Source organism: Pseudomonas sp. MDT2-39-1 (assembly GCF_054898085.1).
In genome coordinates this window covers 4,515,405-4,539,631 of record NZ_CM142716.1, presented here as the reverse complement: position 1 = coordinate 4,539,631, position 24,227 = coordinate 4,515,405, and the positions used below count along the sequence as shown (strand labels likewise).

The 24,227-nt window shown below is 58.7% G+C and carries 18 protein-coding genes; 4 read left to right on the top strand and 14 right to left on the bottom strand.

Going from position 1 to position 24,227, the window contains the following annotated elements:
- Positions 1 to 111: 111 nt before the first annotated feature.
- The 5 genes from ACYZTM_RS21140 to prfB form a co-directional block, all read right to left on the bottom strand.
- Positions 112 to 1,389, bottom strand: a complete 1,278-nt coding sequence (locus tag ACYZTM_RS21140) for a flavohemoglobin expression-modulating QEGLA motif protein (RefSeq protein WP_131063474.1) — start codon at positions 1,387 to 1,389, stop codon at positions 112 to 114.
- 36 nt (positions 1,390 to 1,425) lie between these two features.
- Positions 1,426 to 1,992: a hypothetical protein gene (locus tag ACYZTM_RS21135; protein ID WP_131063475.1), complete on the bottom strand. Its 567-nt coding sequence runs from the start codon at positions 1,990 to 1,992 to the stop codon at positions 1,426 to 1,428.
- 156 nt (positions 1,993 to 2,148) lie between these two features.
- The gene (locus ACYZTM_RS21130) at positions 2,149 to 2,865 is read right to left on the bottom strand and encodes a TetR/AcrR family transcriptional regulator (RefSeq protein ID WP_131063476.1); all 717 of its coding nucleotides are present in this window, start codon (positions 2,863 to 2,865) and stop codon (positions 2,149 to 2,151) included.
- Positions 2,866 to 2,967: 102 nt separating this feature from the next.
- The gene (gene lysS / locus ACYZTM_RS21125) at positions 2,968 to 4,470 is read right to left on the bottom strand and encodes a lysine--tRNA ligase (protein WP_461984460.1); all 1,503 of its coding nucleotides are present in this window, start codon (positions 4,468 to 4,470) and stop codon (positions 2,968 to 2,970) included.
- A gap of 117 nt (positions 4,471 to 4,587) precedes the next feature.
- Positions 4,588 to 5,683 (bottom strand): peptide chain release factor 2 gene (gene prfB, locus ACYZTM_RS21120; protein ID WP_131063478.1). Its coding sequence is split into 2 segments (ribosomal slippage): positions 4,588 to 5,610 and positions 5,612 to 5,683, totalling 1,095 coding nucleotides; the frame shifts between segments, so codons are not numbered across the junction.
- Between the two features lie 253 nt (positions 5,684 to 5,936).
- Here prfB and ACYZTM_RS21115 point away from each other — a divergent pair.
- The 4 genes from ACYZTM_RS21115 to ACYZTM_RS21100 all read left to right on the top strand — a co-directional run bounded on the left by ACYZTM_RS21115 (position 5,937) and on the right by ACYZTM_RS21100 (position 13,487).
- Positions 5,937 to 8,003, top strand: a complete 2,067-nt coding sequence (locus ACYZTM_RS21115; protein WP_461984458.1) for a type VI secretion system Vgr family protein — start codon at positions 5,937 to 5,939, stop codon at positions 8,001 to 8,003.
- Complete coding sequence (locus ACYZTM_RS21110) at positions 8,000 to 8,695, top strand: DUF4123 domain-containing protein (protein WP_165557533.1); 696 nt, start codon at positions 8,000 to 8,002, stop codon at positions 8,693 to 8,695. The genes ACYZTM_RS21115 and ACYZTM_RS21110 overlap by 4 nt, the downstream gene beginning before the upstream one ends.
- Positions 8,696 to 8,922: 227 nt before the next feature.
- A complete protein-coding gene (locus ACYZTM_RS21105) occupies positions 8,923 to 12,423 on the top strand; it encodes a toxin VasX (RefSeq protein WP_461984455.1) in 3,501 nt (1,166 codons plus the stop codon).
- A complete protein-coding gene (locus ACYZTM_RS21100) occupies positions 12,423 to 13,487 on the top strand; it encodes a hypothetical protein (protein WP_461984453.1) in 1,065 nt (354 codons plus the stop codon). The genes ACYZTM_RS21105 and ACYZTM_RS21100 overlap by 1 nt, the downstream gene beginning before the upstream one ends.
- 288 nt (positions 13,488 to 13,775) lie before the next feature.
- On the opposite strand, the gene ACYZTM_RS21095 is transcribed toward ACYZTM_RS21100, so the two are convergent.
- The 9 genes from ACYZTM_RS21095 to ACYZTM_RS21055 all read right to left on the bottom strand — a co-directional run bounded on the left by ACYZTM_RS21095 (position 13,776) and on the right by ACYZTM_RS21055 (position 24,210).
- On the bottom strand, positions 13,776 to 14,777 hold the full coding sequence (locus ACYZTM_RS21095; RefSeq protein WP_131062609.1) for a diguanylate cyclase domain-containing protein: 1,002 nt from the start codon (positions 14,775 to 14,777) through the stop codon (positions 13,776 to 13,778).
- 48 nt (positions 14,778 to 14,825) lie between these two features.
- Positions 14,826 to 15,836, bottom strand: coding sequence for a chemotaxis response regulator protein-glutamate methylesterase (gene cheB, locus ACYZTM_RS21090; protein ID WP_131062608.1), 1,011 nt, complete (start codon positions 15,834 to 15,836; stop codon positions 14,826 to 14,828).
- Entirely contained in the window at positions 15,833 to 18,121 is a 2,289-nt protein-coding gene (locus tag ACYZTM_RS21085) for a hybrid sensor histidine kinase/response regulator (RefSeq protein WP_131062607.1), read from the bottom strand. Before ACYZTM_RS21085 ends, cheB begins: the two co-directional genes overlap by 4 nt.
- Positions 18,118 to 18,801 carry a chemotaxis protein CheW gene (locus ACYZTM_RS21080; protein ID WP_131062606.1) on the bottom strand — a complete coding sequence of 228 codons (684 nt, stop codon included), beginning with the start codon at positions 18,799 to 18,801 and terminating at the stop codon, positions 18,118 to 18,120. Before ACYZTM_RS21080 ends, ACYZTM_RS21085 begins: the two co-directional genes overlap by 4 nt.
- Positions 18,798 to 20,069: a CheR family methyltransferase gene (locus ACYZTM_RS21075; protein ID WP_461984449.1), complete on the bottom strand. Its 1,272-nt coding sequence runs from the start codon at positions 20,067 to 20,069 to the stop codon at positions 18,798 to 18,800. The genes ACYZTM_RS21080 and ACYZTM_RS21075 overlap by 4 nt, the downstream gene beginning before the upstream one ends.
- On the bottom strand, positions 20,066 to 20,602 hold the full coding sequence (locus tag ACYZTM_RS21070; protein ID WP_131062604.1) for a chemotaxis protein CheW: 537 nt from the start codon (positions 20,600 to 20,602) through the stop codon (positions 20,066 to 20,068). Before ACYZTM_RS21070 ends, ACYZTM_RS21075 begins: the two co-directional genes overlap by 4 nt.
- On the bottom strand, positions 20,602 to 22,224 hold the full coding sequence (locus ACYZTM_RS21065) for a methyl-accepting chemotaxis protein (RefSeq protein WP_461984447.1): 1,623 nt from the start codon (positions 22,222 to 22,224) through the stop codon (positions 20,602 to 20,604). Before ACYZTM_RS21065 ends, ACYZTM_RS21070 begins: the two co-directional genes overlap by 1 nt.
- A 645-nt stretch (positions 22,225 to 22,869) precedes the next feature.
- Positions 22,870 to 23,223 carry a hypothetical protein gene (locus tag ACYZTM_RS21060; RefSeq protein ID WP_461984445.1) on the bottom strand — a complete coding sequence of 118 codons (354 nt, stop codon included), beginning with the start codon at positions 23,221 to 23,223 and terminating at the stop codon, positions 22,870 to 22,872.
- Between the two features lie 96 nt (positions 23,224 to 23,319).
- Positions 23,320 to 24,210: a WD40 repeat domain-containing protein gene (locus tag ACYZTM_RS21055; RefSeq protein ID WP_461989172.1), complete on the bottom strand. Its 891-nt coding sequence runs from the start codon at positions 24,208 to 24,210 to the stop codon at positions 23,320 to 23,322.
- Positions 24,211 to 24,227 lie beyond the last annotated feature (17 nt).

The window sequence follows — 24,227 nt, the reverse complement described above, 5'->3', positions numbered from 1 at the left end:
ATCCCCTGTAGGAGCGAGGCTTGCCCGCGAAAGCGATATGTCAGTCAACATAGATGTTGAATGTTAAACCGCCTTCGCGGGCAAGCCTCGCTCCTACAGGTCTTGTGGTGATTACAGGATGTTGGAGTAATCCGCTTCGATCCGGTCCAGGCTCAGGTGATTGAGGAAGTTGGAGAAGCACATCCACGCCGACAGTGCGTTCAGGTCGCGGAACTGATCCGGCAAATACTTCGGTGGCACCACCAGCCCTTCGTCCACCAACTGGCGCAAGGTCCGCATGTCTTCCAGCGTGGTCTTGCCGCAAAACAGCAGCGGAATCTGCTCGAGCTTGCCTTTACGCACGGCCAACTGAATGTAGTTGTAAACCATGATGAAGCCCTTGAGGTAGGACAAGTCTTTGGTAAACGGCAGACCGGTCGGTATCGAACCACGGAAAACCCGACTGGCGTTGCCGTAGCTTTCAGCCATTTCGAAGCCTTGTTCGCGGAAGAATTCGAAGACCTGCAAGAAGTCCGCGCCCTCCTCCACCATGTGAATGGCACGGGTGCGGTTGGTCAGTTTGCGCAGGCGGCTCGGGTAGGAAGCGAAGGTGATGATTTCCATCAGGATCGCCAGTCCTTCCTGGGTCACCGTCGACGACGGTGGGCCTTTTGACAGGAAGGTGCAGATCGGCTGGTTCAGCCCGTTGAGCGTGGTGCCCACGTGCACCAGCCCTTCATGGACTTCCAGGGCGCGCACGTCACGTTCGTTGAACATCGCGTCGGTGCGGATCTTGATGTAGTCGGCGCCGGCCGCCGCATCGGCAACGATACCGTCAGACTCGAACACCCGAATGGTTTCCTCGGCTTCGCCAAACACCTTGCTCAGCCGGGTTTGCAATAAATGCACGGCCTCTTTGGCAGTGAGGATTTTCGGCTCGTCCTTCAGGTCACCCCGGCCATCGATGTTGTTCAGGTAATCGGAGAGCATCAGGCCAAGGTCGGACAGGGTCGGGTCGCCGGCGTGGAACGCGTCGGACGCGGCGCCGTACAACTCCTGGGAAATCAGCCCGAAATCCTCGGTGCCGCGCGCTTCGAGCATGCGCACCACCATCCGATACTCCTTGCACATGCGCCGCATGATCTGGCCGACCGGATTGAACTGGCCGAGCTGACGGGTGATGTCTCGCTCGATGTTCTGGAATTCCAGCTTCACTTTGCTCGAATCAAACGACAGCGGCCTATTGAGGTAATAGTCGCGGTCCACCGCCGGCATTTCCTTGCCCTTGGCCTTGAGGAACCCCTTGCGGATGCCGTCGTCCCACTTGACCGCATCGAGGACGCGAATCGGCGTCTGCGCCAGCACAATGCGATCGGACAAAATGCGTATCGTCTGCTGGTAATCGTCCACCCGAAACTCCTGTAGAAAAACCGTTATGTGCTGGCTTTATTTAACTTTAGCTTTGGCTTTGGCCAGGCGCTGATAGCGCGCCGCCTCGACGAAGACATCGGAATTGGCCGGATCATCGAGGTAAGCAAAGACCTGGTCCATGCTGTTATTGATCAACACGCCGTCGCCATCATCGGTCTGGAAGCCTTCGCCGCTCAGGACTTTTTGCCCAAGGGCTTGATTGATCTGCTCGAGATCGAGGTTGTAGACCACCAATTCGTGCTTATCGTTGAGTTCAAAACCGAAGAGGGTGAAATGCCCGCCGAATTGCGCCGGGACCTTCGCCGACAGGTACCAGCGGCTGCCATGGCGCGACACCGTAAAGGGATAGGCTTCACGCTCTTTGGGCTTGGCCTTGAAGTAGCTGACCGCCTGATAGCGATTGTCGCCCAGACGTGTCAGCTCCAGGTTCATCGGCTCGCCCCAGGCGTTGGTGCTGGTCCATTTGCCGAGCAGACCTTTGGGCGCGGGGTCGCTGGCGGGCAGTGGGTCCTTGAAGGTCACCAGACAGCCACTGAGCAGCAGGAACGACAAGGCGATCACAACGACACGCCAGGCTTTCATTCAACACTCCCTATGAACACAGATCCCCGAATGCTCACCGTCCCTGTAGGAGCGAGGCTTGCCCGCGAAGGCGTAGTGTCAGTCAACATACCTGTTGAATGTTAAACCGCCTTCGCGGGCAAGCCTCGCTCCTACAGGGTCGCGGTGCACCCAGGATTACACCGACGCCAATACCAGGTGCATGTAACGATTCAGGATACCGAGCATTTCGGCTTCGGCGACAGGCTCGGCGTCGTTGAGCAGGCCCTGATATTCCATCCGTCCGATAATCGCCGTCAACACCTTGGCATCCTGTTGCGGTTCGCGCGAACCCAATACCTCGAAAAGCTGGCACGTACCCTGAAGCAGAATTTGCTGATGGGAGCGCACCAACAGCGCCAGGCGCGGGTTCAGCAGCGCTTCCTGACGGAACGCCTGCTCGGCCATCAAGTGTTCGCGACGGTTGATCAGTTGCCGGTGGACATAGTCCGCCATCAACCGCGCAATGTCGTCGGCCAGTTGCGAGCGCGACTCGGGGCTGCCGTCGCCACTGACCACCATATCGCGCAGCAGGCCCTCGTTGTTCACCCACAGCTTGGCCATGAAAGCGGCGCTGCGTTCCACGTATTGGGCGAAGGTATCGGTGAGCAAGTCATCGATATCCTTGAAGTAGTAAGTGGTGGCCGACAGGGGCACGCCGGCCTCGGCCGCCACCGCACGGTGACGCACGGCCCGCACGCCATCGCGCACGACAATGCGCATCGCCGCATCGAGAATGTCCTGTCGACGCTGCTCGCTACCCTGTCGGCTGGCCTTGCGACCCTGGTACTGAACGCTTTCAGCGACCGCAGTGGCGATGCCCGCTGCACCTTCTTGAGCAATTGCACGGTTCACGACAGGTAGTCCTCTCTTACTTCAAAAGTAACCATTTGATACGTTTGTACCAGACAGGCAATAAAAAGCCGCCTGTTATAGGCGGCTTTTTTATCGAAACACTTACGCTTGTGGCCGCATGTGCGGGAACAGGATCACATCGCGGATCGACGGTGAGTTAGTCAACAACATCACCAGACGGTCAATGCCGATACCTTCACCGGCCGTTGGCGGCATGCCGTACTCCAGCGCGCGAACGAAGTCGGCGTCGTAGTGCATGGCTTCGTCGTCGCCCGCGTCCTTGTCGGCCACCTGCGCCATGAAGCGCTCGGCCTGGTCTTCCGCGTCGTTCAACTCGGAGTAGGCGTTGGCGATTTCACGGCCACCGATGAACAGTTCAAAACGGTCGGTGACGCTTGGGTTCTCGTCGTTACGACGGGCCAGCGGCGACACTTCGAACGGGTACTGGGTAATGAAGTGCGGCTGCTCCAGCTTGTGCTCGACCAGTTCTTCGAAAATCATCACCTGCAATTTGCCCAGACCTTCGAAGCCCAGCACCTTGGCGCCGGCCTTCTTGGCGATGGCGCGAGCCTTGTCGATGTCGGTCAGGTCGTCGGCGGTCAGCTCAGGGTTGTACTTGAGGATCGAGTCGAACACCGACAGACGCACGAACGGTTCGCCGAAGTGGAACACCTTGTCGCCGTACGGCACGTCGGTGCTGCCCAGAACCAGCTGCGCCAGTTCGCGGAACAGTTCTTCGGTCAGGTCCATGTTGTCTTCGTAGTCGGCGTACGCCTGGTAGAACTCCAACATGGTGAATTCAGGGTTGTGACGCGTCGAAACGCCTTCGTTACGGAAGTTGCGGTTGATCTCGAACACTTTCTCGAAGCCGCCGACAACGAGGCGCTTGAGGTACAGCTCCGGCGCGATACGCAGGAACATTTCCATGTCCAGCGCGTTGTGGTGAGTCTCGAACGGCTTGGCCGCCGCACCACCGGGAATCGTTTGCAGCATCGGCGTTTCGACTTCCAGGAAGTCACGCTTCATCAGGAAGCTGCGGATGTGCGCAATCACTTGCGAACGCACGCGGAAAGTCTGGCGCACCTCTTCGTTGACGATCAGGTCAACGTAACGCTGGCGATAGCGCTGCTCGGTGTCGGTCAGGCCGTGGTGCTTGTCCGGCAGCGGGCGCAGCGACTTGGTCAGCAGGCGCACTTCGGTCATTTCAACGTACAGGTCGCCCTTGCCGGAACGGGCCAGGGTGCCAACGGCTGCAATGATGTCGCCCATGTCCCAGGTTTTCACCGCGGCCAGGGTTTCTTCGGACAGGGTCTTACGGTTGACGTAGACCTGAATCCGACCGGTCATGTCCTGGATCACCATGAACGAGCCACGGTTGAGCATGATGCGACCGGCAACCTTGACCGGGACTTCAGCCTCTGCCAGCTCTTCCTTGGTCTTGTCCGCGTACTGTTTCTGCAAGTCTTCGCAGTAGTTGTCGCGGCGGAAGTCGTTGGGGAAGGCATTGCCCTTGGCGCGCTCGGCAGCAAGCTTTTCCTTGCGCAGGGCGATCAGGGAGTTTTCTTCCTGTTGCAGGGCTTGCGGGTCGAGTTGTAGGTCGCTCATGTCTTTAAAAATTCCATCACAGGTTCGTTGCCCCCGGCATTCACCGGGGTTCGCGGGCAAGTCGGGCCGCCGCATCGCTCGCTCCTACAGGGTACGACGACCCTGTAGCGCGCGCCTTTACAGCCCTTGTTTCAGGCTCGCCACCAGGTATTCGTCGATATCGCCGTCGAGCACCTTGTCGCAGTCACTGCGTTCGATGTTAGTGCGCAAATCCTTGATTCGCGACGCATCGAGCACGTAAGAGCGAATCTGGTGACCCCAGCCGATGTCCGACTTGGTGTCTTCCAGGGCCTGGGAGGCGGCGTTTCGTTTCTGCACTTCCTGCTCGTACAAGCGCGCCCGCAACATTTTCATCGCGGTGTCTTTGTTGGCGTGCTGGGAGCGTTCGTTCTGGCAGCTGACCACGGTGTTGGTCGGTACGTGAGTAATCCGTACGGCCGAGTCGGTGGTGTTTACGTGCTGACCACCGGCACCCGAGGAGCGGTAGGTATCGATGCGCAGGTCCGACGGGTTGATGTCGATTTCGATGTTGTCATCGATTTCCGGCGACACGAACACGGCCGAGAACGAGGTGTGACGACGGTTGCCGGAGTCGAACGGGCTCTTGCGCACCAGACGGTGCACGCCGATCTCGGTGCGCAACCAGCCAAAGGCGTATTCGCCCTTGATGTGGACCGTGGCGCCCTTGATCCCGGCGACTTCACCGGCGGACAGTTCCATGATGGTCGCGTCGAAACCGCGTTTGTCAGCCCAGCGCAGGTACATGCGCAACAGGATGTTGGCCCAGTCCTGGGCTTCGGTACCGCCGGAGCCGGCCTGGATGTCCAGGTAGGCGTTGTTGGCGTCCATCACACCGCTGAACATGCGACGGAATTCGAGTTTTTCCAGCGACTCGCGCAGGCGCTCGACTTCGGCAGCGACGTCATCGACGGCGGCCTGGTCTTCTTCTTCGGCGGACATCAGCAGCAAATCTTTGGCGTCGGCCAGACCGCTGTGCATTTCGTCGAGGGTTTCGACGATCTGCGCCAGCAGCGACCGCTCGCGGCCCAGTTCCTGAGCGTACGACGGGTTGTTCCAGACAGCCGGATCTTCAAGCTCGCGATTGACTTCAGTCAGACGCTCATGCTTTTGATCGTAGTCAAAGATACCCCCGAATAGTTTCGGAGCGCTCGGACAGGTCCTTGATACTGTTAAGGATCGGGTTGATTTCCATGACGGGCAGCACTCGTTGGCGAACTTTTGAAAGCCGGCGAGTATAACGTAATCAAGCAATCACGGCAGCCCGCCTGGCGGACTGAATGCGCTCCAATTGCGTTTTGGCGGGCTCAGATGAAGGAAACCTTCCCCAAGAAAAATCCTCATCAGCAAAATGACTCGTCCTACACCAGAAACAGATTTGACCTGCATAAACCCCGCATTCACTCATTCACAGTCCCGCCCTTCTAAATCAGCACTAGGGATGTGTGATGTTCGGCCCTGCCAACCAAGCCTCTTTCCTCCTGGACATCGAGGGGTTTGCCCACGATCTGCGAGTCCTTGAGTTCACCGGCAAGGAAGCCATCAGCCAACCCTTTCGCTTTGATCTGAAACTGGTCAGCGAACGTGCCGATCTGGATCTGGAAAGCCTTCTGCATCGAATGGCTTTTCTCAGTTTCGACCGCCACGGCGCCGGCATTCATGGCCAGGTTTACAGCGTCGGCCAGGGCGACGCCGGCAAACGCCTGACCCAATATCAACTCAGCCTGATGCCAAGCCTGGCCTGGCTGGGCCACCGTTTCGACCAGAAAATATTCCAGAAACTGAGCGTGCCGCAGATCATCGCCCAGGTCCTGGAAAGCCACGGCATCCTGCGTGATGGCTACCGCTTCGCCCTCGGCACCGATTACCGCCCACGGGACTACTGCGTCCAATACGGCGAGAGCTGCCTGAATTTTCTGCAGCGACTGTGCGAAGAGGAAGGCCTGCATTACCACTTTGAGCACCGCCGCGAGGGGCATGTGCTGGTGTTCGGCGATGATCAAACGGTCTTTCCTAGACTGGCCCGCGCTACGCCCTACCTGCAAGACAGCGGAATGGTCGCCGATGCCCCGGTGATCAACGCCTTCACCCTCGCCATGGAAACCCGCCCCACTGGCGTGACTCGCCGCGACTACGACTTCGAAAAGCCTCTACTGCAATTGGAGAGCGGCGCGAAAGATCCTTCGCCGCTGCGACTCGAAGACTACGGCTTTCCCGGCCAATTCACCGACCGCGAACACGGCAAGCACCGTGCCCGACGAGCCCTTGAGCGGCACCGCAGCGATTATCGGCAAGCCACTGGACGCAGCGATCAGCCGATGCTGCTCAGTGGCCATTTCCTGCCCCTGACCGGTCACCCGCGCCAGGAATGGAACGATTTGTGGTTGCTGACAGAAGTCATCCACACCGCGAAACAACCGCAAGTGCTGGAAGAGTCGATCACCAGCGCCCCGAGCGACGACTTTTCCCAAGGCTACCGCAACACCTTTCTCGCTACACCGTGGAACACCCCTTTCAGGCCCACGCTCGCTCACCCCAAAACCACGATCAACGGCTATCAGCATGCCGTGGTCTGCGGCCCACCCGGCGAAGAAATCCACTGCGACGAATACGGCCGTGTTCGTGTTCAGTTTCCCTGGGACCGTGACGGCGACCACAACGATCACTCCAGTTGCTGGGTGCGAGTCGCCAGCGGCTGGGCTCACGACCGTTATGGCAGCGTGTTGATCCCCCGCGTCGGCATGGAAGTGATCGTCGGTTTCTATCAGGGCGACCCGGACAAACCGTTGATCGTCGCCTGCCTGGCCAATGGCGCCAATCGTCCCCCGCTCGACCTCCCCGCCGAGAAAACCCGTAGCACCTTCAGAACCCAAAGCAGCCCTGGCGGCGCAGGATTCAATGAACTGCGCATCGAAGATCGCAAAGGGGCCGAGGAAATTTCCGTCCGTGCCCAGCGCGATTACACACAACACGTGCTCAACGACGAACGGATTCAAGTCGACAACCAGCGCAGCATCGTGGTCGCAGGAAACGCCCGTCATGAACTGCACGCCGAAGAACAGCGCATCACCCACGGCAACCGGCTGACGGAAATCAGGCAAGAAGACCACCTGACCGTGCATGGCGACTGCCATATTCGCGCCACCAACCATCAGTTGAGCGCTCAACAGCAGGTGCACCTGAGTGCCGGCCAAAACATCGTCATCGATGGCGGCGCCAGCGTCACGATCCAGGTCGGTGGCGCGTGGATCTCGATCAATTCGGCAGGGGTTTTCAGCAGTGTACCCATTCAAGTGGGCGGTGCACCGATGCCGCTCATGGCGGCGAACCCGGTGGCGCTTGACACAAGCGAACCGCCACTCCGTGAAACAGTTTCAACCGCACTGCTCAAACAACTGCTCGGCGACGAAGCCCTGATCGAACTCTGCCAGATGCCCAGCGGTGGAACGCCAATGGACTGCCCGCTGAGCGACTGCCAATGCCGCAAAGCCTTGGGCTATGGAAACCGCTCATGAACACCTGGATTTTGCTGGAGCGTCCTGCCGCTCAGCTCAAAACCCTTTACAGCATGTCGACACATCCCGACACCCAGAAGCTGTTCGCCGGCACTTCACTCAACGGCTTCGCCGAGCAAAGCCCCCTGCTGGTCAGGCTGAACAACCAGCCAACGCTCACTCAGGCGATCGAGCAAACCCCGGCGCAATGGCCCGGCCTGCTGATCGAAAGCACGTGTGACACGCCTTCGGTACTCGCGCATTTACGCCAAATGCTGTTCGTCAACTTCGACCAGCAACGCAAAGGCGTGCTGCGCTACAGCAACCCGACCGTCGCCAGCTATTTTTTTGCCGCGTGTACCGCGCAAGACCTCAGCCTGTGGCTCGGCCCGATCAATCGTCTGCGCTGGTTGGGTGCGACGTGGGCCACTCAAGCGACGGGCGAAGCTGGCTGGCAGCAGTTGAACAACCTCCACGCGAACGACTGGCGCATTGAACGGACACACCGGGCAATGGTGCTGAGCGTCGCCCAGGAAGAGGCCTTGACGCGCCAGCGCAATGAACAGTTTCTCTATCACTGGTGGCGGCAACATCCCCAGCATTCATTTGTGCAGGCGACCCACTTGATGGCGCAAGCCCTGACTCAGGGCATCGACGACAGTGAAGACATCAGTGCCTTCCTGAGCGCCCACTGCACGCAGGCTCAGTCATGACGCGCCTCGGAAAATTGACCAGTGGCCCCGGCTGCGAGCGCGACAAGCTGATTGTTCAGGTCATTGGCACGGGACATTCGAAAAACCAGCGACTGCTGATCGTTGATCAGTCGGGCGTCGAACCTCTCCAGGCCCTGACCGATGAGGCCACGTGCGAAACCGAGCGTTCGACCAGCGTCCACAGCGAACTGTTTGTGTGGGATTGGTCGGCACAGCTCAAGCACCAGTTGTGGCTGGAGATTGCCACCCGCCAAGGCCCGCCCATTCGCCTGCCGTTGCTGGAGGCCGTGCGTGTCACCCCGCGTCAACTGGAAGCGCAGTGGAATCAGATCGTGCCGGTCCTGCCTTTCGCCGCGTTGCCCGGCACCCGCAGCCGCTATGACCTCGGCACGCCGGTGCTGTGCCGCAGCGGTTATGTCTATGTGTTTTACCGTGATCGTCTCTGGCGGGAGTTGGAGGTGCAGCAGGACGACGAACTCACGACTTACCGCGATATCGACCTGCAGGCGTATCGCCAGAACCAAGAACTCAGCAGCGACTACCGACAGGCCAGCGGAGTCGATCTCAGCGACATCTGGCTGCCCGCGACCTGGAATCATCAACCTGCCGAAGCCGTGCAACTGTGTTTCAGCGAAATCCAGCTCAGCGCTGCACGCCTGAAACGTCTGGAGAAAGACCCGACGTTGCGCACCCAGCGGTGTCAGAGCCCGGAGCTACGATGCGAGAGCAAGACGTTTGAAACGCTTTTCGACCAGCAGCCCGACGGGCAGGCCATGCTGGAAGCCTTCAGTCGCTTCAATGCATGGGATGCACAAGCGTCCGATGCCGCGACGAAGGCCAGCATCACTTGGCGCAACCTGGCCGCGCGAGCCTTTCCGGTCAGCCTGATCGCCCCGCAACGGGCACGCCAAAGCGGTTTCGAATATGTGCTGGAGCATCCTGGGCGTTATGCGTGCGACCTCTCGGGGCAATTCGCGGCGCAACGCAAAACCGAAGCCAAGGCCTGTCTTGATCAGTGGGAGCAAGGCGCCACACCTGCGTTACCTGCAACGTTTGAAAGCAGCGCCTGGGCTGATGGCCTCGCCACGTTGCTGGAGCAATTGCGAGGAAAAACACCGAACGCCGATGAAGCCGATCTCTGGCAGCCCCAGCCCACCGTCGTCGACGTGCTGGAGGCCGCTCGGCAACGGCGCATGTGCGGCGTGCTGCTGGAAGACCCGCGCCACCGCGTGCGGCATCTGGTTTCGCAGATCCAGCAACAGCAGCAATTGCTGACGCTGTACGCCGAGCGCGCCAGCCTGCACCCACACCACGCCAGCGCGGTCATGGTTCAGCAACTGATCGTGCCGGCGACCATCGGCGGCCAGAAAAACCCGTTGCACGCCTGCTTCGACAAAGTGAAAGAGGCCGGCCGCCGCGACATCAACCGCTTCACCGCCACCGCTGAACGCGCCCTGCTCTGGCAACAACTGAACATCGCGCAGTCGCTGCTTGCCGAGTACCTGCAACAACCCGTCACGCAGCAAACCCTGGCCGATCATTTGAGCCTGGAGGGCTTTGACTACCTCGCCGCGCTGTTTGCTGTCAGCCAGGTTTTCACGGCCCTCGCCACAGTGCCCGCGCAACTTGATCCGCTAGCCCGCAATGGTGATGTCACCAATGCGCTGACCGGGTTGAGTCTCTACAGCCCAAAGGCCAGTGTCGGCCAGACGTTGCTCAACGACATTGCCCATGATTCGGCGCACCCGCTGCATGTGATGCTTTGGCCTGCCGTTGATGAAGCTGCATTGGCGGCGCCATATGTGCCGCCCACCGTGAAAACGGTTAACGAGGGCGATGGTTGTTTACGCGCTGAACACCTCGCTGTATTCGAAACCGACCCAGGTCCTTACTACCCGCAGGTCGAACACCTCGACGGGCACTTGCTGGAAGGGTTGCTGGCCAGCGGCAGCCTGAACAGCACACTGACTGGCCAATCGAAAGCGGCGGCCGGCACCCTGCTAAGCATCTACGAAAATATTGCAGGCGCCATTGAAACCGCCATCAGCGCGGTGAACAAACCGTCCGGACCACAAACCACCCACGCCCCTACCAGCGCCTATCTGCATGGCCTGGGCGTGGGGCTGTTGCGCAGCCTGATGCCTAAGACTTTTGGCGAGATGCACTTCATCAATCGCCGTGATGCTGATCCGCAGCGGTATTACATCTTTGGCCTGTCCGATGTGCCGTCCGGCGAGCAGCGGCCACGGCGGGTTATTGGTGAGTATTTGAATGCCCGGGGCGAGCTATTGAAGGTGGGGAATATTGATGCGTTCGAGACACCGGGCGTCCCTCGCACAGGTAATTACAAACTGCTGGCGATGCCGGTGGACCATCCGACGGTGCGCAACCTTAGTGCGCTGAATCAGCGGATTAATGTGGTTCATAAAGAGGATGTGGAAGCTCGGGGGACGGACAACGCGAGAGTGAAAAGTGCGTTGCAGCGGGGAGTGGATGAGCATGTCGAGTTGACTAACAGCCGGGTTTATCGGGTGCTGGGCTCGTTGCCGTTTGCGGTGGGGGTTTTGATGTTGGAGGTTTGGAATCTGCGGATGGAGTGGCAGGGGCGGGAGCAGGTCGCGCGGGAGAAAGGGTTATTTCGCGTCAACATTGGCGCATTCGGAGCAGGGGTGGATCTAGCTATCGCTTTGGAAATGCTGACTGTAAAACTTGCCGGCACCCAATCTGTTTTAGCGGCTGGTCGCAAGGTTCTTTTTACTATTTCGGATGAGGCCGCGAAAACATTGGGTTCTCTAGCAGTCGAGTATTTAGTAAAGGAATTTACCGTGCGACTGGTTGCGCAAATAACCAGTGGTTTGGTTCTTACTGCCATTTGCCTGAAAGACGCCTGGTATGCATGGACATGGGGCGATGACGCGAGTTGGGCATATCTCATGATGGCCGTGGGTGGAGCAATCAGCGCTCTCAGTGGCGTGGTTATCAGTACCGTCACCTTTCTTGGTCTTGGTCCGGCAGGTTGGGTAGCGCTGATATTGATCGTGATAGGTGCAGGACTGGCTTGGTGGCTGACCGACAAGCCCATCGAAGAATGGCTGGTCAATGGCCCTTTCGGCACTCAAGTTCACTCAGGCAACGCGCACCTGCTTGATCCGCAGCGTGGTTTCTACTACCTGATCAGTTTATTTGCCGACATTCGCATTAACGTGGGCACCAACCCTAAATTCGTCCCCAATGCCAAACACGACGTTCACGCAAAAACGCCTTTTCAAGTTATCTCGTCCAATACCTGCATTCGCATGGAAAGTAATTTACCGGGTTTAATTACCAACTTTGGCACCCTCAACATCAATGCTCATTGCCGACTCAATACATTCGAAACTATAGGCGGCCGTATAAAAAGTGAAACCGTGCCATTCCAAAAACTAATTAATAGTCAACTCGTCTCACCCAAAGCGCAAAGGCTGATACCGCAGGGCCTAGAACTGTTCTTCGCAACCCCACCGAGCTATGCCTTTGACTTAGCGACACGCTCATCTGGCATTGAGCAGCAATGGCAAGTGAGAGCGCAGTGTGTATTGGAACAAAAAAATAAACGCTGGCACTTTCCTGCGCCGCCACCCAAGGACGGCACGCCATTCGACGCAACCCACAACAAACCCGACTTCGACAGTGAAGGTTCACTTTACTGGGCAGACGAAGTGACAAATAAATCACGGAACAGTAACTAATGACTGATGAATCGTGGTACGCCAAGACTGCCTATGGGTCGAATGAAGTACCCCAACAAGAACGCTCGGCTGAACGTCCGTGGATCATGCGTTTTGCCAAGGCCAGACTGCCTTGGGGCAATGCAGATGACATAACGTCTGTAAGCCTTCTCGAAAAATTCTCACCAAAAAAACTCCGACTTCATGAAGGATTCAAGAAAGAACGTGAAGAGAAAACAGCCTCAGAAGCCTATTCTCCGAGCCCATACGAACTTATTGACTTTCACATAAGGGATGACCACGAACGATTTAGGTATGCACTTCTCCCCGCAAGCTCTCACTTCTGGCTATATATGAAGTTTTTTGGTAAGTGGTTCTTTTACATACTTTTCATATTTAGTATTCCAAGTCACTTCGTGATGACTTCAGCAACAACAGAACCATTCTGGGAACTAACAAAACGCTCAGCAATCGAGTATTACTCTTGGCTTCTCGGCCTACCACTTCTGTCCTGGGCAATCGGTTCAATAGTCATAAAACACTTCCCCAGCCTCTGGATAAAACCCTCCCGAGGCCCCATCTGGGAACTCAACCGCCGCACCGGCCTGGTCACCGTCTTCGACTACAAAAACAACGGTGAATATAAAAAGAACGGCACCATCGGTGAACTCACCGCGCCGTTCTACGAGTTTGACGCCTACATCGCCACGTCCCCGGACAGTCAGGGCATGCCGATGAACGTGCTCTACCTCGCCCATCGCTACCGCAACATCATGATCAACTTCGGCGCATTACTCTGCCCCGGCCCCGAGGTACAACCCGCGTGCGCCCTGTGGGATTTCATCCAGAACTACATGGACGTCAGCCGCCCCTTGCCGGACCTGCCCCAATACGAGGAATACCGCCACCTCGACCCGACCACAGCCGAATACGACCGCCTCATCGGTCGCAACCCACGTTTCTGGATCGACATGGACGATGCAACGTTCAAACAAGTGGTCAGGGAGATGCATCAACGCGTCGCCGGCATCGATACGTTTCAGCGGCCGAACCTGATGGCCAGGTATGTGACCTATGTCGATTGAGCTACAAAAGATATGCAGCGCATTGCGCGCGAAACACTCTATGGGGAATTGCTGCCGGGGAGTACTAAGCGTACTAAGAGTGAGCGCAGGTGCCGAACGCGAATGACCTGTGGCGAGGGAGCTTGCTCCCGTTCGGGCTGCGAAGCAGTCGTGAAATCTGATCGAAGAGTATGGCAGGGAAAACGCAGGGGGCCGCTTCGCGGCCCAACGGGGCAATCCCCCTCGCCACAGAAGCCCCCCTGCTACAGGGTCTGTGGCATTGTGGAGAAATTGGCTCAGGTCGACCCGCTACTCAATCCCCACCTGATTCCGCCCATTATTCTTCGCCAAATACAGCCCCTTGTCCGCCGCCGAGATCAATTGCCGGCAATCACTGCCCTGCTGCGGGATCATGGTCGACAGGCCGATGCTGATGGTCAGGCTTGAGCCTTCGGTGGGGAAAATGTGCGGAATTTTCAGCGCTTCCACGGTCAGGCGCAGTTTTTCCGCCACCAGTCGCGCGCCACCCGGCGTGGTATTGGGCAGCACCAGGACAAATTCTTCACCGCCGTAACGGGCTGGCAGGTCCGACGGTCGGGCGCTGGCGTCGCGAATCGCGGTGGCGACTTTACGCAGGGCTTCATCACCTTCGAGGTGGCCAAAGCTGTCGTTGTAGGACTTGAAGTAGTCGACATCGATCATCAGCAGCGACAATTGGCTCTGATCACGCAGCGAACGGCGCCATTCCAGTTCCAGGTATTCGTCGAAGTGCCGGCGGTTCGACAGCCCGGTCAAGCCGTCGGAGTTCATCAACCGCTGCAACACCAGGTTGGTGTCGAGCAACTGCTGCTGGCTGACCCGCAACGCGCGGTACGCCGCATCGCGCTGCAACAAGGTCATGTAGGAGCGCGAGTGATAGCGAATGCGCGCCACCAGTTCGATGTTGTCCGGCAGTTTGACCAGGTAATCATTGGCCCCGGCCGCAAACGCCGCGCTCTTGATCAGCGGGTCTTCCTTGGTCGACAGGACAATGATCGGAATGTTTTTGGTCGCCGGATGGTTTCGATACTCACGCACCAGGCTGAGGCCGTCCAGGCCGGGCATCACAAGATCCTGAAGGATCACCGTCGGCTTGATGCGGATCGCCTGCGCAATGGCCTGGTGCGGGTCGGCGCAGAAGTGGAAGTCGATATTCTCTTCGTTCGACAACCCGCGGCGCACCGCCTCGCCGATCATTGCCTGATCGTCCACCAACAACACCATGGCGGCGTTTTCGTCGGTCTTGAAGTCGTCGAGTTGTAAGTCATTCATGGGCGGTCACCTGAATACTGCCTAGGCCAGAGTTGCTGCGAAAAGCCTTCATTTGGGGAAAATCTCCAGCAATCGTGGCGCTATCTTGTCCAGTGGGCGAACTTCCACGGCGGCATCGATGGCCGCTGCCGCTTTCGGCATTCCGTAAACCGCACTGCTTTGTTGGTCCTGAGCGATGGTCATGTAGCCCTGTTGGCGCATGAGTTTAAGCCCCTGCGCGCCATCGCGTCCCATGCCAGTGAGCAAAACACCCACGGCATCGCCGTTCCAGTAACTGGCCACGCTCTCGAAAAACACATCGATCGAGGGCCGATAGATCTCGTTGACTGGTTCGGCGGTGTAGGTCAGCGTGCCGTTTTTTAACAAGCGAATATGGTGATTGGTGCCCGCCAGCAACACCGTGCCGGCCAACGGGGGCTCGCCTTCCTGGGCCAGTCGCACCTTCAGGCCGCTGGCACTGCTCAGCCATTCCGCCATGCCGGCGGCGAACACCTGGTCAACATGCTGCACCAGCACGATCGCGGCCGAAAAATCTTTTGGCAGGCCCTTGAGCAAGACTTCCAGCGCCGCCGGCCCGCCTGCGGACGAGCCAATCGCGACCAGACGCTGACGCGAGGCCGAACTGCGCAGCGGGCTGGGGGCCGATCGCTCCCGATTGCCCTTGTCACCAATCAGCCAGCCAATGTTAATGATCTTGCGCAACAATGGCGCCGCCGCCTCTTGGGCATTGCCGGCACCGAGAGCCGGGGTGTCGACCACGTCCAGCGCGCCGTGCCCCATGGCCTCGAACACCCGATGCACGTTCTGCTGCCGGTCGACCGTGACGATGACAATGGCGCAGGGGGTCTCGGCCATGATCCGCCGGGTCGCCTCCACGCCGTCCATCACCGGCATGATCAGGTCCATCAAAATCAGGTCCGGGGTGAATTCGGCGCAACGTTGCACCGCCTCGGCGCCATTGCCGGCGACCCAGACCACTTGATGCGCCGGTTCGAATGCCAATGCGCGGCGCAGGGCCTCCACCGCCATGGGCATGTCGTTGACGATGGCTATTTTCATGCCCGCGCTCCTCCGATGAGCTCAACCACTGCATCAAGCAGGGCGTCGTCATGAAAACTGGCTTTGGCTAGATAATAGTCGGCTCCGGCGTCCAGTCCGCGACGACGGTCTTCTTCGCGATCTTTATAGGACACCACCATAACCGGCAGTGATTGCAGGCGATTGTCCTGGCGCAACAAAGACACCAGTTCGATGCCGTCCATGCGCGGCATATCAATGTCAGTAATCAGCAGATCGAAATCCTCCGAACGCAGGGCGTTCCAGCCATCCATACCGTCGACCGCCACGGCCACGTCGTAACCGCGATTGAGCAGCAACTTGCGCTGTAACTCGCGAACGGTCAACGAATCGTCGACCACCAGAATCCGTTTACGAGCCGCCTCGACGGCCTGGCTGCCTTGACGGGTAATCCGCTCCAGACGCCCGGTATTGAGCAGTTTGTCCACCGAGCGCAGCATGTCTTCGACGTCGACGATCAGCACCACCGACCCGTCGTCGAGCAAAGCCCCGGCGGAAATGTCCTGCACCTTGCCCAGACGTTCGTCCAGCGGCAATACGACCAATGTCCGCTCGCCAACAAACCGCTCCACTGCCACGCCGTAAATCGCCTCGCGCTCGCGGATCACCACGACTTTCAGGGTTTGTTGCCCACCCGGGCTCGCCGGCCGCTGCAACAACTGACTGGCGGCGACCAGCCCGACATGCCGGCCTTCGTGCCAGAAGTGCTGACGCCCTTCGACCTGAACGATGTCCGCCGGTTCCAGATCACACATGCGTTCGATGTGCGCCAACGGAAAGGCGTACGCCTCATCACCGACTTCCACCACCAGACTGCGCACTACAGACAGCGTCAGCGGCACTTCGAGGTGAAAACGACTGCCCTCGCCCGCCGTCTGCTCCAGCACCACTGCGCCGCGCAACTGACGGACCATGTGCTGAACCGCGTCCAGGCCGACGCCGCGCCCGGACACTTCGGTGACCTTGTCGCGCAGGCTGAAACCCGGCAGGAACAGGAACGTCAGCAGCTCTTCTTCGCTCAACTGGGCGGCGGTTTCCGCCGGGGATAACTGCCGCTCGATGATGCTGCGGCGGACCTTTTCCAGATCGACGCCGTGACCGTCATCGCTCAACTCCAGCACCAGCAGGCCCGCCTGATGGGAGGCGCGCAGACGAATCAGACCTTCTTCAGGCTTGCCGGCCAGCAAGCGTTGTTCGGGGGACTCGATACCGTGATCGACGGCGTTGCGCAGCAAGTGCGTCAGCGGCGCTTCGAGCTTTTCCAGGACGTCGCGATCAACCTGGGTTTTCTCGCCCTCGATCTCCAGCCGCACCTGTTTACCGAGGCTGCGACCGAGGTCGCGGACCATGCGCACTTGTCCACCCAACACGTCGGCAAACGGCCGCATGCGACAGGCCAGCGCGGTGTCGTACAACACCTGCGCCCGTTGACTGGCCTGCCAGGCGAACTCATCCAGTTCGGCGTTTTTTTCCACCAGCAATTGCTGCGCCTCAGCCAACAGCCGCCGGGCATCGCCCAGGGCTTCCTGGGCTTCGAGGCTCAAGGCATGTTCCTTGAGGTGGACGTTGAGGTTTTCCAGCGCCCGCAGGCCATTGTTCTGCATACGCTTGAGGCGCTGCATCGTGGCCAGGTGCGGCTTGAGTCGCTGGGTTTCCACCAGGGATTTGCTCGACAAGTCGAGCAGGCTGTTCAGGCGTTCGGCCGTGACGCGCAGCACCCGTTCGCCAGTATCTGTGGTGCGCCGGGTTCTTTTCGCTGGTTCTACGGGTGACGGTTCGGCGACCGGAACCAGCTCTTCGACCTTTGGCGCGAGCGCTTCGGGCTCTGACTCGGCCATGAAGGGCGCTATCGGCGTGCTGATCGGCATGGCCAACGCCAGCGGATCCAGCAACCGCGCCATCAGCGCCACATAGGCCTCGATGTCCGCCGCCCCGGGATTGTTATTCGGCGTCGCGATGCGCATCAGCAAATCGGTGCCTTGCAGCAAGGCGTCAATGTGCTCGGGCCGCAGGTACAGGCGCCCTTCCTGCGCGCTGACCAGGCAATCTTCCATCACATGCGCAACGCTGACGCCGGCATCGACCCCGACAATCCGCGCCGCGCCTTTGAGCGAGTGGGCAGCGCGCATGCACGATTCAAGGTGATCGGCCTGGGTCGGATCGCGCTCAAGCGCCAAAAGCCCTGCGCTCAGCACCTGGGTCTGGGCTTCGGCTTCGAGGCTGAACAGCTCCAGCAGCGAGGCGTCGCGCATTTGCTCGGGGGTCATGTGAGGCTCCGGGTCACGGCGGACAGCAACTGTTCTTCATCCAGCCAACGCAGGCTGCGACCTTTGAATTGCAACACGCCACGGGTGTATTTGGCGCTGGCCTGAGTGCCGGAGCGGGACGCCGCCTCGAGGAGGTGTTCGTCGATGGCGTGAATCCCGTCCACTTCATCCACCGGCACCACCACCGGCCCGCCGTGGGCGGCGATGATCAGCATCCGCGGCATGACCCGCGCGCCGGACGCCACGCTGCTGGCGCCGTCGAGCCCCAGCAGCTCCACGAGCGACAGGCACGCCACCAGAGCGCCGCGCACATTCGCCACGCCGAGCAAGGCCCCGGAGCGCTGGTGCGGCAAGGAGTGAATCGCTTGCAGCGGCGCCACTTCCACCAGGCTGCGGGTGGCCAGGCCCAGCCATTCTTCGCCGAGACGAAACATCAGCAGCGAGCGGGTTTTCACGTCGATTTCGGCCGTCGTCGAGACCTGCTCGCGATCGTCCTGTTGCAAGGCGTAGCGGTCGAGCAAGCGCGTGGCAGCGGCGGAATACACCGCGCAGTTGCGGCAGTGAATGTGCTCGATCAGCAACGGGCAGGACTTGTCGCCGTGGATACCGATGCGGTTCCAGCAGTCGTCGATGGCCTGGGCATCTTCATGGGTGAGGCTCAAGGTGGCGGAGGCCTTCATCGTTTACGCTCACTGTCGGCGGCGCGCTCGCTGCGGGCGGCGCGGTCCTGCAATCGTCTGGCACCCGTCGTGTCGCCCAACGATTGCAGCAACGCCGCCAGGTGCATCAACGCGTCGGAATGTTGCGGGTCGAGGTACAACGCCTTGCGATAAAAACCCTGGGCCTCCAGAACTCTGCCGGCGACATCGCTGAGCAAGCCCAGCCAGTAAAAGACCTGGGCTGCTGGCTCGTGACTGCGCAAATAGCTCTCGCACGCGGCGCGGGCTTCGGCGCTTTTGCCTTCGTTGGCCAGCGCGGCAATGTTCGCCAGCAGCGCGGCGGCGTCCGGGTTGGCGGTTTTCGTTGCGGCAGGTAACGGCGTCACCGTTGCGAAGGGCCGGCTGCGAACGGGCGGCGGGATCACGCTGCGCGCCGGTTGGCGCACGGGCAGAGGCGTCGGAACGAAAGCCGCAATGGGCGCAGGCTCTGGTGTGCTCTGACGACTGAACGCAAAGGACTGTGGGATGCCGATCGAACACATGCCGAAACGGCCGAGCAAACTGCCCTCGGCCGGACCGATAAACAGCACGCCGTCGACATGGGTCAGGCGCTTGAGCACTTCGAACACTTGCTGCTGGGTCGGTTGATCGAAATAGATCAGCAGGTTGCGGCAAAACACAAAGTCATAAGGCGACTCGTTGGCCAGCAACGTCGGATCCAGCAGATTGCCGACCTGCAAACGCACTTGTTCAAGCACTCGCCCGCTGAGGCGATAGCCCTCGTCTTCGGCGGTGAAATGCCGCTCGCGAAACGCGATGTCCTGACCACGGAACGAATTCTTGCAGTACAGTGCGCACCGGGCTTTTTCCACCGACAACAGGCTGACGTCCATGCCTTCGACCTTGAACTGGTGCGGCTGGAACCCGGCATCAAGCAACGCCATGGCGATGGAATACGGTTCTTCACCGGTGGAACACGGCAGGCTGAGAATCCGCAGCGCGCGCATGTTGTTGATGTCGCTCAGACGTTTGGCAGCCAGTTTCGCCAAGGTGGCGAAAGATTCCGGGTAACGGAAAAACCAGGTTTCGGGGACGATCACCGCTTCGATCAGCGCCTGTTGCTCGTCCCGCGAACCCTGCAAGGTGTGCCAGTACTCATCGGCCGTCAGCGCGCTGGACGCCGTGCTGCGCTGGCGCACCGCACGCTCGATGATCGCCGGCCCCACCGAGGTCACGTCGAGACCGATGCACTCTTTGAGGAAATCGAAAAACCGCTGATCGCTGCTCATGGCCGCTCCTCAAACAGCGCCAGGTCCAGTGGCGTCGACGGAAACAGCAGCGCGCGAACCTGCTCATCGAGCAAGTCGGCGACCCGCACCCATTGCAGCAAACCCTGAGCATCTTCGCGCACCGGCCCGAGGTACGGCGCCTGGCGATTGTCCAGGCCATAAGGCTGAAAATCCGCCGGGTTGCAGCGCAAGGTATCGGTGGCCTGCTCCAGAATCAGCCCGAGCAATTGCGCCTCAGCGGTTTCACCCGGGCGGTAATTGACCAGCACCAAGCGTGTGCTGGTGCGGGCCTGGGCCGGTTGGCCGAAGGTCAGCGCACTGAGGTCGATCACCGGCACCACCGCGCCGCGATAGGCGAACACCCCGGCGACCCAGTCCGGAGCGCGGGGAATCGGCTTCAACGGCAGCCGCGGCAGCACTTCCGCCACCTCGATGGCCTGCAAGGCAAAGCGCTCGTTGCCGATGCGGAACACCAGAAACAATGATTGCAGCGCCGGCTTCACGGCGGTGCGTTTAGCCGTGAGTTCGCTCATCAGACTTTGAATCGCGAAACGCCGCTGCGTAGCCCTACAGCTACCTGGCTCAGTTCATCGATAGCGAAACTGGCCTGACGCAGGGACTCGACGGTCTGGCTGCTGGCATCGCCCAACTGCACCAACGCATGGTTGATCTGTTCGGCGCCGGTAGCCTGCGCCTGCATGCCTTCGTTGACCATCAACACCCGTGGCGCCAGCGCCTGAACCTGATGAATGATCTGCGACAGTTGCTCGCCAACCTGCTGCACTTCGGACATGCCGCGGCGCACCTCTTCGGAGAACTTGTCCATGCCCATGACCCCGGCCGATACCGCCGACTGGATCTCGCGCACCATCTGCTCGATGTCGTACGTGGCGACGGCGGTCTGGTCCGCCAGACGCCGCACTTCGGTGGCGACCACGGCAAAACCGCGGCCGTATTCACCGGCTTTTTCGGCCTCGATGGCAGCGTTGAGAGACAGGAGATTGGTCTGGTCGGCGACCTTGACGATGGTCACCACCACCTGGTTGATGTTGCCGGCCTTCTCATTGAGGATCGCCAGTTTGGCGTTGACCAGATCGGCCGCGCCCATCACCGAATGCATGGTCTCTTCCATACGCGCCAAGCCTTGCTGCCCGGAGCCGGCGAGCACCGAGGCCTGATCGGCAGCGGTGGACACTTCAGTCATCGTGCGCACCAGATCACGGGAAGTGGCCGCAATCTCACGGGACGTTGCGCCGATTTCGGTGGTGGTGGCGGCGGTTTCGGTGGCGGTCGCCTGCTGTTGCTTGGAGGTGGCGGCGATCTCGGTCACCGACGTGGTGACCTGCACCGAGGAGCGTTGGGCCTGGGACACCAGCGAGGTGAGCTCGGCCATCATGTCGTTGAAGCCGGTTTCCACGGCGCCAAATTCGTCCTTGCGCGCAAGGTTCAAGCGGCCGCTCAAATCACCCGTGCGCATGATTTCGAGGATCTGCACGATGCGGTTCATGGGCGCCATGATCGCGCGCATCAGCAACAGGCCGCAGAGGCCAGCGGCCAAAACCGCCACCAGCAGGGAAATGCCCATGATGACTTGAGCGGTGAGCACGGCGTCATGGATGTCCGCCATGGCCTGATCTGCCCTGGCTTTGTTGTACGCAAGAATGTCATTTAGTTTCAGACGCCCCGCGGTCCACGTCGGGGTCAGCTGTTCGTTGAACAACTTGATGGCATCGGCTCGCTGGTTGCGCTGATGCAAGTCGAACACCGCGGCCAGCATCTTGCCGTAATCCTGATGGATTTTTTGGAAAACCGCGAACTCAGCTCTGTCTTCTTCGGTAGTCACAGTGCCGCGATAGTTGTTGATCGCTTCCTGCACTTGCGCTTCATAGCGCTTGAGGTCGGCGACATCTTTGGTACTGATACCCTGCCCTTCCTTCAGACCCAGCATCTCCTCGATGTGGAGGAAGCTGTCGACCCAAGCGCCACGAATCATCGAACTGTAATAGACCCCGGGAAGCGCGTCTTCACGTACGCTGTCTTCGCTGACCTCGATCTTCAACAGCCGCGAATACGAGACGACGACCATCAGCAACATGATGGCGATAATCACCGCAAAGCTCGCCAAAATGCGTTGGCGCAATGTCCAGTTCTTCACAGTCAGTCCTCGGGGTGCGGTTCAAATGTTGCGGAGTATAGCTGAGGGTGTTCCATTTATAAGACAGGTGTCATGCCACTGCTGCATGTGGCGATAACCCGTTCTGTGGTTTATCTGTCGGCCGAGAGGTCTGTTGTGTGCGCCACCTACTCCAGAAAGAAGGGCTGCACCAAAACTGCCGAAGAACAAAATGGGCTGTGGATTGCTCAGTAGGATTTGTTGGGGCTGAGACGCCTTCGCGAGCAGGCTCGCTCCCACTTGGACCGCATTTGTTTCGACAACCCGGTCAACTGTGGCCACGAGCCTGCACGCGAAGAACGTAGATGCGGTTTATAAACCGCGCTTGTGATGTGGAGACCGCTACATTAAAACCCCGCCCCCCAGAACTAATGCTGTTCACTTAAGCGCGGGCACTCATTTGTGGCGAGGGGATTCATCGAAACGTCGCACCGCCCCGTTCGGCTGCGAAGCAGTCGTAAATCCACACAACTCGGTCTGTCTGAACGGGCGCAGGGGGCCGCTTCGCAGCCCAACGGGGCGGTGCGACGTTTCGATGAATCCCCTCGACACAGGTTCTCGCTCGACTGATGATTGTCTTAAATGAACAGCATTACGCCCCCCAGAACAACCGTTGTGTTTTCCTCGTTAACCACGTTTAACCGTAAAATTATCAACGCGAAATTGGCCATTCGCCCTGATTTTTATCTTCCTGATACCTAGGAGACGGCCGGAATCGACCAGCACTTCTGGAAAACCACAGGGTAATCCAACAATATGTCGCGCACCGAGTTCATTACCGGACTCGCCAAAAAACCAAACATCCAAATAAGGAATGTTTGAGGTGTTATTAGCGCCCACCACCCAAAAACTTACTGAAGTTGCGGCTCCCTCAACTAACTCCAGAGAGTACGCCATCATATAATCCGTAAGTGCATCATAGTTATATAGCACATTCCCTTTTACTTGATCACCGTCAGAACCCATATTACTGACTTCCAACCATTACTCCGGATCTGATTTTTCGAGCAACATCACATCAAAGATACTGGTCGATATCACCTCATCGATCTCTGTAATTTTTTTCAGTTCAGTTGATTAAAAATCCTCAACCACTTCAGTTTGAACAGATACCGGGGTGATAACCGAGACAGAGTTTGATGCCAAATTTGCAGTATAAACAGTGCCCGCATGGTCAATCGCCACATCGAACGGGGACGATCCGACAGGTAAACGCACAACCTCTTCAAATGTTGACGTAGAAATAACAGAAATCGAGCTCTCCGAGTTAAGCGCTATGTACGCATGCAGTCCATCGAGGCTAAACACAACTGCTATTGGCCAACTTCCCACGGAAATTGTTTTAATCACTTCCTCCCTTCCAACATTGATTAACGAAACTGTTCTACTCTCATAATTACATACACCGAGGAGCTTGCCATCACGTGAAATAGCGACGTCGAGCGGATCATCTCCAACTTTAATACTACTGATTACTTCCCGAGTATTAGTATCAAAAACCATAATCACGCCATCTTTATCTCCCGAAATGTAAGCTCTGGGTTCACTCGGGCTGATAGCGATCGCTTTTGGCAAACCGGGATTCCATACTGAATGGACTTCTTTCAAACTTCTGGCATCCATCACTACAAACTGAGGCGCGCTCATCTTACAGAAATAGATGTAGTTTCCGTCAGGACTGAATCCCACTGAGTGATCAGCGCCCGTTCCCTCGATAGAGGCTCTGACCTCCAGCGTTTCCGCGCTGATAATCCATGCCCCATTTTGCCAACAAACAATAATGCGTTGATCGTCCGGACTAACAGCAATAGCGCCCACCGCTGTGCCAACTTTTATGACTTTAATAACCTCCAATGTTGCAGCATCAATAATCGTGACTGCGCCATCAGGCGCATCATGAGCAACAAAGACACGCTTTCCATCCCGGCTGCAAGCAAGCGCATTTGGCCTGTCGCTGACCTGGAATATCGAATCTTTTATTTGTT